The 12,421-nt window shown below is 53.2% G+C and carries 10 protein-coding genes; 6 read left to right on the plus strand and 4 right to left on the minus strand.

Annotated features, from left to right (window positions below; translation table 11 throughout):
* Window positions 1-102: 102 nt before the first annotated feature.
* Entirely contained in the window at window positions 103-1,590 is a 1,488-nt protein-coding gene (modF, locus tag ACT3XD_RS01390) for a molybdate ABC transporter ATP-binding protein ModF (RefSeq protein WP_192537800.1), read from the plus strand.
* Between the two features lie 103 nt (window positions 1,591-1,693).
* Here modF and ACT3XD_RS01395 read toward each other — a convergent pair whose 3' ends face one another.
* The 3 genes from ACT3XD_RS01395 to ACT3XD_RS01405 all read right to left on the minus strand — a co-directional run bounded on the left by ACT3XD_RS01395 (window position 1,694) and on the right by ACT3XD_RS01405 (window position 5,468).
* Entirely contained in the window at window positions 1,694-3,172 is a 1,479-nt protein-coding gene (locus ACT3XD_RS01395; protein ID WP_192537799.1) for an NCS1 family nucleobase:cation symporter-1, read from the minus strand.
* 64 nt (window positions 3,173-3,236) lie between these two features.
* Window positions 3,237-4,607 (minus strand): NCS1 family transporter, encoded by a 1,371-nt coding sequence (locus ACT3XD_RS01400; RefSeq protein ID WP_192537798.1) that lies wholly within the window; start codon window positions 4,605-4,607, stop codon window positions 3,237-3,239.
* Window positions 4,608-4,715: 108 nt separating this feature from the next.
* The gene (locus tag ACT3XD_RS01405) at window positions 4,716-5,468 is read right to left on the minus strand and encodes an aspartate/glutamate racemase family protein (protein WP_192537797.1); all 753 of its coding nucleotides are present in this window, start codon (window positions 5,466-5,468) and stop codon (window positions 4,716-4,718) included.
* 265 nt (window positions 5,469-5,733) lie between these two features.
* On the opposite strand from ACT3XD_RS01405, the gene puuE reads away from it, so the two are divergent.
* Window positions 5,734-6,669 carry an allantoinase PuuE gene (gene puuE / locus ACT3XD_RS01410; protein WP_192537796.1) on the plus strand — a complete coding sequence of 312 codons (936 nt, stop codon included), beginning with the start codon at window positions 5,734-5,736 and terminating at the stop codon, window positions 6,667-6,669.
* 53 nt (window positions 6,670-6,722) lie between these two features.
* Here the strand turns inward: puuE and ACT3XD_RS01415 are convergent, their stop codons facing one another.
* Window positions 6,723-8,171 (minus strand): YfcC family protein, encoded by a 1,449-nt coding sequence (locus ACT3XD_RS01415; RefSeq protein WP_225736125.1) that lies wholly within the window; start codon window positions 8,169-8,171, stop codon window positions 6,723-6,725.
* A 110-nt stretch (window positions 8,172-8,281) separates the two neighbouring features.
* Between ACT3XD_RS01415 and ACT3XD_RS01420 the strand changes: the two genes are divergently transcribed.
* The 4 genes from ACT3XD_RS01420 to pyk all read left to right on the plus strand — a co-directional run bounded on the left by ACT3XD_RS01420 (window position 8,282) and on the right by pyk (window position 12,421).
* Window positions 8,282-9,142 (plus strand): MurR/RpiR family transcriptional regulator, encoded by an 861-nt coding sequence (locus tag ACT3XD_RS01420; protein ID WP_192537795.1) that lies wholly within the window; start codon window positions 8,282-8,284, stop codon window positions 9,140-9,142.
* 354 nt (window positions 9,143-9,496) lie between these two features.
* Window positions 9,497-10,330: a bifunctional allantoicase/(S)-ureidoglycine aminohydrolase gene (locus ACT3XD_RS01425; protein ID WP_192537794.1), complete on the plus strand. Its 834-nt coding sequence runs from the start codon at window positions 9,497-9,499 to the stop codon at window positions 10,328-10,330.
* Between the two features lie 54 nt (window positions 10,331-10,384).
* Window positions 10,385-10,876 (plus strand): ureidoglycolate lyase, encoded by a 492-nt coding sequence (locus ACT3XD_RS01430; RefSeq protein ID WP_192537793.1) that lies wholly within the window; start codon window positions 10,385-10,387, stop codon window positions 10,874-10,876.
* An 84-nt stretch (window positions 10,877-10,960) separates the two neighbouring features.
* A complete protein-coding gene (pyk, locus tag ACT3XD_RS01435) occupies window positions 10,961-12,421 on the plus strand; it encodes a pyruvate kinase (RefSeq protein WP_192537792.1) in 1,461 nt (486 codons plus the stop codon).

Raw genomic sequence — 12,421 nt, forward strand, 5'->3', positions numbered from 1 at the left:
TTCACGAATTGAGCGTTAGCTAGTCGCAGGAAAGCCGAGCTATCCCACACGATACGCTCGGCTTTTTCGTCTCTCCTTTTTCAACTTACAAGGAGCACGTTCATGGTGCCCTCGACCCGTCTGGCGAGTATTCAGTTAAACAATGCGACGATCAGTTTCGAGGATCGCTTCACCCTGAGCGAGCTTGACTGGACCATCGAACCCGACCAGCACTGGGTGATCACCGGCGCTAACGGTTCCGGCAAGTCGGCGCTGGCGGCGGCGCTGGCAGGTATAGGTAAGCTTGAAGCGGGCACCGTCGAAGGGCTACCCGAGCGCGTCGGGCTGGTCTCTTTCGAAGCGCAGGCCGAGCTTATTACCGCGGAGCTTAAAAAGGACGATGCCGATATCATGGACGTGGTGTCGCTCGGCACTCCCGTCAGAGACATGATCTTCGAGCACTGCCGGGACGGCGAGCTTGCCAATGAACTGGTCGAAAAATTCGGGCTCTCACACCTGCTCGACCGGGCCTTTCGCAAGCTCTCTACCGGGGAAACCCGCAAGGTTATGCTGATTCGCGCGCTTGCCAATGAGCCGGATCTGCTGATTCTCGATGAGCCGTTCGATGGCCTGGACGTGGATACGCTCGCCATGCTCCAGGCGCACCTCGCCGCTATCGTCGAAAGCGTTCCCATGGTGCTGGTGCTCAACCGCTTCGACGAAATGCCGGATTTCATCACTCACGTGGCCTACCTGGATAAGGATCGTCCTGACCCGGTCAAGGGCAGTAAAAAGCCCAGAGAAGGAGGCCGCCTAGCGTTCACGGTGGACCGACAGGACGAGGCCGCCTTCAACGAGCTTTACCAGCTGCTGCATTTGAAGACCACTGACCTGCGCGTGCCCGAAGCCGACCCTGCAAGCCGGCTGCCCGTGCTCGACCCGAGCCAGCCGCTGGTGAAGCTTACCCAGGCGACGATCCGCTACGGCGATACCCTGATTGTCGATAGGCTCGACTGGACGATCGAGCGCGGCCAGCACTGGCAGCTGAGCGGCCCGAACGGCAGTGGCAAGACCTGCGTGCTGTCCCTGATCACGGGAGATCATCCGCAGTGCTACACCAACGATATTTCCGTGTTTGGATTTCAGCGCGGTAATGGCGAAAGTATCTGGCAGATCAAGCAGTTCATCGGCTACGTCTCCACGGCCCTGCAGTGGGAGTATCGCGTCAGCACCAGTTGCAGAAACGTGATCATTTCGGGCTTCTTCGACAGTATCGGCGTGTACACCAAGTCCACCGACCATCAGAAGAAGATTGCTGATCAGTGGCTCGCGCTACTGGGTATGCAGGCGCGCGCCGACCAGCCGTTCAACAAGCTCTCCTACGGCGACCAGCGGCTCTTGCTGATCGCCCGCGCCATGGTCAAGCACCCGCCGCTTCTGATACTCGACGAGCCGTGCCTGGGCCTTGACGACATGAACCGCCAGCTCGTGCTCGCGCTGATCGAGAAAATCTGTGAAGGTAACGAAACCACGGTGCTCTACGTCAATCACCACACCGAAGACCGGATAAAGGAGATAGACAACCATTTGACGCTTGATAAAAACCACTAGACTACGGCTTTTTCGTAGCCGCTTGTGCACTAAAAAAGCGCCATCGGCACTCAGCCGGTGGCGCTTTCAAATCGTCTGAACGGCCAGTTAAAGCTCCCTTATCTCAACTTGCCTTCTGCTCGGTAAAGGTGGGCGCTGCCTTAAACTGTCGCATCAAGCCAAAGTAAAACGCGCCTCCTAGTCCTGCGCCAATTAGCCAACCGTAGCCATCCAGGCTTGAGAGGGCGGGTACTAATACCGTAGAAAGCGAGAACAGTGCAGCGGCGCCAAAGGCGATCAGGGCGCGGCTATTCCAGCCGTTCACATAGTAATACGCGCTGCTGGGGGCTGAGGAAAAGAGCTCCTGCATATTTAAGTGCTGACGCTTAATCAGATAGTAATCCACCACAATAATGCCGTAGAACGGTGCAACGATAGCGCCCAGGGCGTTCACAAAGCCGGGTACGCCAATCTGACTAATCACCGAGACCCACAGCGCACCCACAAAGAAGGCGATAACGGCGGTAATTAGGCCGCCTGTCTTAAAGCTGATTTTACTGGGAAATAGATTCGCCAGATCATAAGCGGGCGGAATAAAGTTAGCGACTAGATTAATCCCCACGGTAGCGGCAAAGAAGGTAAGAGCGGCGATAATGGTCAGCGGTAGCGAATCCACGCGCTCAACAATATCGGCGGGGTTAGTTAGCGCCTCGCCAAACAGTACCAGGGTACCTGCGGTGATAATGAGAGCGATAAATGAGAAAAACGCCACGTTAAGCGGCAGCCCAAGCAGGTTGCCCAGCTTCATTTGGCGTTCGGTTTTTACAAAGCGTGTGAAGTCGCCAAAGTTGATAACCACTGCCGCAAAGTAGGCCACCATGGTGCCTACAATGGCAAGAAATGCCCCCACGGTGCTAACGTCTTGCTCACCGCTGCCGCTAAAGATAGTACCAATCGCGGGTAACAGTTCATCTCCCGCCTGGTACCAAACAATACCCATCAGCACTAGCATTACCACGTAAACCAATGGACCTGCTAAGTTCAAAAAATGCTTAATACGGTCAATCCCTTGCAGAAAAATCGCAATTTGAAAAAGCCATACGATTACAAAGGATATCCACGCAACACCTGAAAGACCCAGAAAGGTCGCGCCGCTGCCCGCGCCGATAAAAGCAGTAATTAGCAGGGCGACTGCCGTCGATGCGAAATAGGTCTGCACGCCATACCAAAAAATACCCACAATCGCGCGTAGCATGGCGGGTAGGTTGGCGCCGCGTACGCCCATGCTGGCGCGCACCATGACCGGAAAGGGAATGCCGTACTTTACGCTTGGTTTGCCCGTTAGATTCACCAAAAACATTACGATTACGCCGGCAAGAATAATCGCTGTCATCACTGCCCAGCCGTTCAAGCCATAGGTGAGGAACAACGATGCCGCCAGGGTATAGCCAAACAGGCTCTGAATATCGTTGGACCACACATTAAAGATTTCAAACGCGCCCCAGTTACGCTGCTGTGGTTTTAAAGGGGCCAGGTCTTCGTTATAAAGCGTTGGGTCGATCTGCTTTATATCGAGGTCGCTGTTAGACGGTTGCTCATGCATGACAGACTCTCTTTGCATTAGTCGCTAGCACGGCTACACGTGTGTAGCCGTTGCTTGGAAGAATTTATTGTGTAAAACGCTGGCAAGGAGCCCAGTGCTTCATTAACAGGTAATAGGTCACCCCGGCTGGAATTAAGCTTGCATACCATGAAACCGTTGAGAACGAGAGCGCTGCGACGATACCTACCGCCGTAGCGATAAGCGCCGCTTTGTTAACCCCTTGATAAGGACCGGTAGGATCGTAGAGTTTGCTTATATCCAGAGTGCGGCGGCGGATGATGTAGTAATCGACCACTAAAATGGCAAAGATGGGGCCAAGAAATGCCGAGTAGGTTTGCACAAACATCTGCAAACCAGCCGCCGATCCGGGCTGAACCAACTTCCAGGGGAAGGTGGCAAAGGCGAGTAAACCCACGATCACGGTGGCAATCGGGAATTTAATCTTGAACACGTCCATGAGCACGTAAGTGGGCGGCACCACATTATTAAGTACGTTGGTGGTTACCTGAGCAAAGGCAATAAACAGCAGGGTGATCATTAAAAGCGGGGTGTTATCGACCGCGTTGGCAAACACCTGAATGGGGTCTGCCGTGCCGGTCGCCTCTGACACCATATAGCCAATCAGGCCCATAAACAGCGTGCAGGGTAGAATCGACATCGCATAAATAGTGGTAAGCAGACCTTTTCCGGTGCCTTTTTTGTGCTCGCGAGAGTAGTCGCTAACGTTAAGCATCATGGTGCTATAGATGCCTAAAAACAGCATGGTGGCACTCCAGAACGGCATGCCCCATGAGCCTTCCATGGTGAAGAGGCTGGTAGATAGCTCATCGCCATAGCGCTGCACCGTGGCGTAGAACATGTACATCAGCGAGCCCAAGATAAACGCGCTGCCGATATTCTCCAGCCACTTAATACCCTGAAAGCCCATGACGGAAAGGCCAATTTGCAGGAACTGGAAGGTAATAAAGTAAAACACCAGATTATCAAAGCCGAACAGGGTGGCCGACACCATGTTGAGTGCCCCCGCACCAATCCAACTTTGAAAGCCGTACCACACCACGGCAGGTAGTGCGCGAACCAGGCCGGGGATGCGAGTCCCGGTAAACCCAAAGGCGCTGCGCGCTTGCACCATAAACGGAATGCCGTACTTGTAGCCCGCTGCGCCGTTGATCGCGAGCGCAATGCCAATCACAAAACAGCCAATCGCAATGGCAAGTGTTGCCTGTAACAGGTTTAACGTACCCACCACGCTTGACCCCATGGCGAAGGTGCCAATGGATACGCAGCCGCCAAACCACGCTAGAAAATAGGAACCTCGTCCCATAATCCGAGTGTGTTGTGGAGCCAGACTCTCAGCCCCTAAACTTTTCGTGCCTAACGCTGCGTTCGCAGCGGATGGTTCCTCTGACGCTAGAGCAGATGTTGAAATGCTCATGATGTCGTCCTCGCAAGATTATGAGTATTGTTGGTATCTCAGGCTTTAACCTGAAAGACGCTTGCGGCATGGCGTGCTACTGGACGTTCTGTTTCTATTATTAAGTCGTTATTTAAGAGGTAAGTGGAGATCTGATAACGCAGCAAACTGACCGGTAAAGGGTTTGGGGCGCGGATAGGCAAGATCACCGTGTTTACTGGTATGTAGCCCCAGGCTTACTAACGATTCGGCAAGCTTTAAAGCAGCACTCACGCCTTCAACCACCGGAATGCCCACTTCGTGGCTAATTTCCTGGGTAAGATTTGCCATCCCTCCGCAACCCAAAACAATCGCGCCGATATCGTCTTCATCCCGAGCGCGGCAGCACTCTTCAACAATACGCTGAAATGCGACCTCTGGATGATGCTCAAGATCGAGTACCGGGATCTCCGCGGCACGAATACGTCGGCAGTGATGGCGAAAGCCATACTGCTCCAGCAGGTGTTCGGCAATAATCCCGGTGCGGCTGAGCGTTGTCACAATCGAAAAGCGAGTGCTAATCAGCGTCGCCAGATGAAAGGCGGCTTCTGCAATACCAATCACCGGTGCGCGAGTTAGCTCACGGGCAGCAAGGAGTCCAGGATCGCCAAAACAGGCCACGATATAGGCATCAATGCCTCCTTCGCGTTCGCCTTTCAACACCTCTTGAGCCACACCTACCGCGCTGACGACTTCATCAAAGTGACTTTCGATGGAGACCGGCCCAGACTCTGGTTGGGAAGCGGTTAGGCGAGTGCCTGTTGAAGCTTGACGCTCAGCGGCATGATGAATGGCTTGCGTCATCGATGCCGTGGTATTGGGGTTAATAATATGTATATGCACGATAAGCGATCCACAGGTAAACAAATCAAAATATCTTGTATACGAAAATAGGTTGATTTATCACCAAGAGCAAGGCCTTTAAGCTCATTAAAAAGGCTAATGAGGTTGACCAACCGTTCAGTTTTGCTCCTTGGTTGCTAATAAAGTGGGATTCGGTGTATTAAGGTTGTATTGCGATTGGCTAATAATCTGGCTACTTTGTATACAAATATTGATGGCATTCTTGGGCTTATACGCTCAGCGATTACCGGTAAGGATCTGCTCTATGACGTTGACGACTCACCCTACCTATCCGCGCGATTTAATGGGCTATGGACGTACGCCGCCTCACGCTAACTGGCCGGGCAAGGCCAAAATAGCCGTTCAATTTGTACTTAACTATGAAGAGGGCGGTGAAAATAGCGTTCTGCATGGAGATAACGCTTCAGAGCAGTTTTTATCGGAGATAATTGGCGCCGCCGCCTACCCGGACCGCCACTTAAGCATGGAGTCGATTTATGAATACGGCTCCCGGGCAGGCGTATGGCGGATTTTGCGTGAATTTGAGCGACGCGGGCTGCCGCTGACGATTTTTGGGGTGGCAATGGCCTTAGAGCGTAACCCTGATGTCGCTCAGGCGTTCAAAGAGCTGGGGCATGAAATTGCCTGCCATGGCTATCGTTGGATCCACTATCAGGAAGTACCCGAGCATATTGAGCGCGAGCATTTGCAAAAAGCGCTAGAGGTTTTCCAACGTCTTTACGGCGAAAAGCCCGAAGGCTGGTATACCGGGCGGGATAGCCCCAACACCCGCAAGCTGCTGCTGGATGAAGGTGGTTTTTTATATGACAGCGATTACTACGGGGATGACCTGCCGTTCTGGACGAAGGTAACTGATAGCCAAGGCAGCGAGCACCCCCACCTTATCGTGCCCTATACGCTGGATACCAACGACATGCGCTTCGCCGCGCCACAAGGCTTCAATACGGCCGACCATTTCTTTACCTATCTGCGCGATGCCTTTGATGTTCTGTATGCAGAAGGTGAAGAAGCGCCCAAAATGCTTTCCATCGGTATGCATTGCCGTTTGCTTGGGCGTCCAGGACGTTTTCGCGCCCTGCAGCGCTTTTTAGACTATATCGAAACCCATGACCGGGTTTGGGTAGCGCGCAGGGTGGATATTGCCCGCCATTGGGCAGAGCATCACCCGGCACCTGTTTGAGCTTTAATCCCCCTTTCTGAGCTAAGAAAGGGGGATTAAAAAAGCTTAACTTTTTAGCCTACCCACTGCACCGCCTGGGCAAAGATGAGAAAACCTAGCGCGATTAATACCCAGACGCAGAAAAGCGGGAAAAAGAACTTCACCCACTTTTGCCAGGAAACGCCAGCAAGCGCTAACGTCGCCATGAAATAGCCTGACGTGGGATAAAGAATATTCCCCATGCCGTCGCCAAGCTGGAACGCCAGCACGGCGGTTTGACGGGTAACGCCGATAATATCGGAAAGCGGTGCCATAATGGGCATGGTGACAAGTGCTTGGCCACTGCCTGAAGGCACCACAAAATTGAACAGCAGCTGGGCAAAGTACATACCAATAGCCGACAGAATCGTCGGCAGCTCGCCGACTAGGTTGCCCAGGCCATACACTAGCGTATCCATGATTTGGCCTTGCTCTAGCATGACCGCAACGCCTCGGGCGATCCCCGCAATCATGGCACCTACAAGAACATCCCGAAAACCTTTGTTAAAGCCTTCACAAATATCATCGGTCGTAAGGCCCGCAATTAAGCCTACGACCACGCCCATAATGATAAACAGGCCAGCCATTTCGAGCATGAACCAGCCTTGTTTAAGAACACCGTAAACCAGGATGCCAAAAAAGATGAATGTGGCCAGTGCAGCCAGTTTCTGTCGCGTATTAGCCATTAGCGCTGACTCCGTAACGCTATGCTGATAGCTCAAACGTTTGTCCGCTTCTGCTTCATCATTTTGCATCAGGCTCAGGGCAGGATTTTGGCGCACTTGATGGGCGTAGCGCATGACGAAAAAAATAGCCGCACCCAGAACCGCAATGAACGCGACTACCCGTAAACCAAACCCTGAATATAACGGCAAGTCAGAAAGCTGCTGTCCAAGGCCCGTGTTAATCGGGTTTAATATGCCGGTAGCAAAGCCTGCCGTTGTCGCACACAGGGCTACCGCCGCCGCCGTTACTGAATCAAAGCGTAAGGCAATCATCAGCGGCAGAATAACCGGCACGTAGACCAGCGCCAGCTCTTGGGTGCCTATGATGGTGGCGATTAAGGCAAATACCGTCATCAAAATTGGAATCATCAGAAGGCTTTGATTGGCGAAGCGTCGCGTCAATTTATCAACACCAATTTCAATAATGCCGGTGCGCCGCAGCACCATGAACATACCGCCGATCATAAAGGTGAAAAACACAACCTCGCCTGCGCTTATCAACCCATTGGGGATCGCCAGCATAAAATCGGTGATGCCGGCAGGGGACGCTTCTACAAACTGAAAGGAATTAGGGTCAATCGTTATGCGCCCTGCAGGGCCCGGAACACGCTCAAACTGTCCGGCGGGAACAAAGTGTGTGGCAATCGCCGCGATTGCAATAAAGATAAATAAAATGACATAGATATCGGGAACCCTGCACCATCCTCGCTTAATGTTTTTGGGTGAAGGCGGAGTCGAGCGCTGAATTTTGTGGGACATAGGTGCCTCGCATGGGTGGGCGTTATCGTTATGTGAGCGTTATTGCCCATTTATATTGTTCGATGTTTCTTAATGAATTTGCGTGTTGTTTAGGCGCTAAAGGAGTTTTTTTGGGTACGCAGTCCTCCTCTTCTATTCCCCATATTGGCCAGCGAATTGGCGCACAATTTGCCGAGCTGAGCGCTCAGGAACAGCGTGTTGCCAGTTTCATACTTGATCATTTTGATGATCTGGCTACTTTTAGTGCCGCCGAATTGGCGCGCTTGACGGGAGTGTCTAAATCTACCGTTAGTCGCTTGTTTAAAAAGCTTGGATTTGAAAGCTTTCAAGTGGTTAAGCAGCATGCAAGGCAGCTGCGTAGCATGGGAGTGCCACTGGTAACAGGGAACGGGCAGCCGGATGAACAGCGCTTTAAGCATCATTTGATGCGCGAAAATGACAACCTTCAGCAAACGTTTGCCAATATTGACCCTGAAACGTTTGAGTCGGTGGTCAACGCGCTCGATAACGCAAGCCGTGTCGTGCTGATTGGGTTTCGTAACAGCTACCCTCTTGCTGTGCATTTTCGACAGCAGCTGATCCAGACCCGCGATAACGTCAGCTTGGCGCCACAACCCAATCAAAGCTTGGGTGAGGAGCTTGTCTCTCTCGGCGAAAATGATGTCGTCGTGCTGTTTGGGTTTCGACGTCGCCCCGCGATCTTTAACAATCTGCTGACATCGCTTATCGCTAAAGACTGCCGGGTATTGCTGTTCGGCGATGCCACCGTAAAGCCTCATATGCCCTACGTAGATTGGTGGTTTGAGTGCCCCTTGGATAGCATCTCTGCCTTTGACAGCTATGCCAGCGCAATGAGCCTGATCAGCCTGATGTCGAATAGCTTGCTCCACCAGCGGCTTGCCAAGGGACGTGTGCGTATCAACGCTATTAGCGAGCTTTATCAAGAACTTGATGAGCTTGAACTCAGCTAATATGAATACGTGCATTTTTTCCCATCGGGCGATGCGAAGGTCTATGCAAAGTCCTATACAAAGTCCCATGTAAGCCATGCGAAATGCTTTGGTATTAAGTGCCATCTTTCGTATAGTTTGTTAGTTTTTGGAACGAAGGTTTCTAAAGACGTTACTATTGGGACTAATGTTGCACAAGCTCAATTATCGTCCATGCCTCACACAAGCCGTTCATTTAACCGACCGAAAAGCATCATTATTCTTAGTTTATTTAAAAAAGATTTATAAAATAAATGCTTATGGTCGTTTTAAAGCTTTTGGATTGCTGTGCTACACATTCCTAGCCTCATCTATCAATGGTCTAAAGGAGAAACAATGCCAACAAAAAACGTACCTACTTACTACGCCTCCATGGGCGGGCATCCGCCGCAGACCCAGCTAACCGCTGACCGTGCGGTATTCACCGAAGCCTATGCGTTGATCCCCAAAGGGGTAATGCGCGATATCGTGACCAGCAATCTGCCATTTTGGGAAGGCACTCGTGCCTGGGTGTTGGCGCGACCGCTATCAGGCTTTGCTGAGACGTTTTCCCAGTACATCATGGAAGTGCAGCCGGGTGGGGGAAGCGACAAGCCCGAGCCTGCGGCTGATGCCGAGGGCGTGCTGTTCGTGGTCGAAGGCGAGCTTACCCTGACCCTTGACGGAGTGCGCCATACGCTGGCACCGGGCGGCTATGCGTTTATTCCTCCGGGTGTTGAGTGGCGGGCACGCAACGATGCGCAGGCGCCGGTGCGCTTTCACTGGATCCGCAAGGCGTTTGAATATGTGGACGGCCTTGAGGTGCCTGAGGCTTTCGTTACCAACGAACAGGCGATCACCCCCAGTGAAATGCCGGGTACCGAAGGACGCTGGTCGACCACTCGCTTTGTCGACCCCAACGACGTGCGCCACGATATGCACGTCACTATCGTCAACTTCCAGCCGGGCGGCGTGATTCCGTTTGATGAAACCCACGTCATGGAGCACGGCCTCTACGTGCTGGAAGGCAAGGCGGTGTATCACCTGAACCAGCAGTGGGTGGAGGTAGAGGCGGGTGACTTTATGTGGCTGCGCGCTTTTTGCCCCCAGGCGTGCTATGCCGGCGGCCCAGGGCCGTTCCGCTACCTGCTTTATAAAGACGTTAACCGCCACGCGGCACTAAAACTGTAATGTCGACGGCTTCGTTGCTGTGCGGCAGCGAAGCCGACACGTCAGGAGTTCATTATGCTTACATTGACTGCCCAGCCGCTAACGTCGGAAGCCTTCGCGCCGTTTGGCGACGTCATCGATGCGCGTACTTCCGCGTCATTTCCGATTAATGCGGGGCGCACCCAACGCCACCATGATTTAGCCAAGGTCGAAACCCTGGGAGAAAACGGCCATACGCTGGTTAATATCTTTGTCAGTCAGCCGGTTTCGCTGCCGCTTAAATTAACCTTTTTAGAACGTCATCCCCAAGGCAGCCAAGCATTTATGCCGCTGCATCAGGAGCGCTTTATCGTGGTGGTGGCCCCGCCAGGGGAGCAGATCCATGCGCAGGACGTCAAAGCGTTCGTCACCGATGGCCGGCAAGGGGTCAACTATTGTGCGGGTACCTGGCACGCGATTCAGTCCGTGTTGGAGCGCGAGGGCGAATTTTTAGTGGTTGATCGCGGTGGTGAGGGCAATAACTGCGAAGAATATCCGCTGGAAATCACGGTCGATTTAAGCGAATAACTTGTGCACGCGGCTTACGGTTGTCATCTTGGTCGTCTTATACTGATAAGCTAAAGACACACCACGTGATTGCTTAGGAAAATTATGAACGCACAGACACATATCCCGCTTCGTCGTACCAAAATTGTTGCAACCTTAGGCCCCGCCAGTGACCGTGAGGGCGTTTTGGAGGCGATGCTTAAAGCGGGGGTGGATGTCGTACGTTTGAATTTTTCCCACGGCACGGCGGACGATCATCGCCGCCGCTTAGTACAGGTTCGTGAAATAGCCGCCAAGCTGGGGCGTAGCGTGGCCGCGTTAGGCGATCTTCAAGGGCCGAAAATCCGCATTGCGCGCTTTAAAGAGGGCGCTGTTAGCCTTAAAGAAGGTCAGCCGTTCGTGCTTGATATGGCGATGGACAGTGATTCAGGCGACGTTCATCAAGTGGGCTGTGACTACAAGACCCTTGCCCAGGATGTAGGCGCTGGCGACCGATTGCTGCTGGACGATGGGCGTGTCGTGCTGGACGTTACCCGTGTAGAAGGCCAGCAAGTTCATACCCAAGTAGTGGTGGGCGGCAAGCTTTCCAACCACAAAGGTATCAACAAGCAGGGCGGGGGGCTTTCTGCCCCGGCGCTGACGGATAAAGATAAGCAGGATCTCAAAACCGCCGTTGAAATTGGTGTCGACTACCTGGCTATTTCTTTTCCGCGCCACGCCGAAGATATGCTCGAAGCGCGTCGCCTGCTGGGCGAAGAAGGTAAAGAGATTGGCTTGGTAGCCAAAGTAGAGCGTGCTGAAGCCGTTGCCGATGAGGCGACGCTCGACGGCATTATCGAAGCCTCTGAAGCAGTCATGGTGGCACGTGGTGATCTGGGCGTTGAGATTGGCGATGCCAAGTTGGTGGGCGTGCAGAAGCGCATGATCAAACGCGCCCGCTCGCTCAACCGTGCGGTGATTACCGCCACCCAAATGATGGAAAGCATGATCTCGGCGCCGTTGCCTACCCGTGCTGAAGTCTTTGATGTGGCCAACGCCGTCCTGGATAGCAGTGACGCCGTGATGCTGTCAGCGGAAACCGCCGCCGGTGATTACCCGGTGGAAACCGTGCAAGCGATGGCGCGTATCTGCCTGGGTGCCGAGCGTGAAAAGGTGGCGCAAGAGTCCGGTCACCGAATTCATGAAGGCTTTACCCGCCCCGATGAAACCATCGCCCTTTCTGCAATGTACGCCGCTAACCATATGACCGGCGTGGCCGCGATTGCCTGCATGACCGCATCCGGCTATACACCACTGATTGCCTCGCGCATTCGGTCTGGCTTGCCGATTGTCGGCCTTGCCCATAACCCGGTCGCCCAGCGGCGTATGGCGCTGTATCGTGGGGTCGTTTCGCTGCCCTTTGATACCTCAGAGATGAGCGCTACCGAGCTTAATGCTCGCGCGTTAGAACTGTTAGTACAGCATAAGCTTGCCGAGCCGGGCGACCACGTCATTCTGACCCGGGGCGATCATATGAATGCCCACGGCGGCACCAATACAATGAAAGTCATGACGATCGCCGAATAG

Source organism: Halomonas sp. AOP7-B1-5 (genome assembly GCF_052353045.1).
Taxonomy (GTDB): domain Bacteria; phylum Pseudomonadota; class Gammaproteobacteria; order Pseudomonadales; family Halomonadaceae; genus Vreelandella; species Vreelandella colorata.

Coding starts and splice junctions, on each gene's coding strand:
- ACT3XD_RS01395 (WP_192537799.1), bottom strand. CDS start 3,172: ATGCATGAGCAACCGTCTAACAGCGACCTCGATATAAAGCAGATCGAC.
- ACT3XD_RS01425 (WP_192537794.1), top strand. CDS start 9,497: ATGCCAACAAAAAACGTACCTACTTACTACGCCTCCATGGGCGGGCAT.
- pyk (WP_192537792.1), top strand. CDS start 10,961: ATGAACGCACAGACACATATCCCGCTTCGTCGTACCAAAATTGTTGCA.
- ACT3XD_RS01430 (WP_192537793.1), top strand. CDS start 10,385: ATGCTTACATTGACTGCCCAGCCGCTAACGTCGGAAGCCTTCGCGCCG.
- ACT3XD_RS01415 (WP_225736125.1), bottom strand. CDS start 8,171: ATGTCCCACAAAATTCAGCGCTCGACTCCGCCTTCACCCAAAAACATT.
- modF (WP_192537800.1), top strand. CDS start 103: ATGGTGCCCTCGACCCGTCTGGCGAGTATTCAGTTAAACAATGCGACG.
- ACT3XD_RS01400 (WP_192537798.1), bottom strand. CDS start 4,607: ATGAGCATTTCAACATCTGCTCTAGCGTCAGAGGAACCATCCGCTGCG.
- puuE (WP_192537796.1), top strand. CDS start 5,734: ATGACGTTGACGACTCACCCTACCTATCCGCGCGATTTAATGGGCTAT.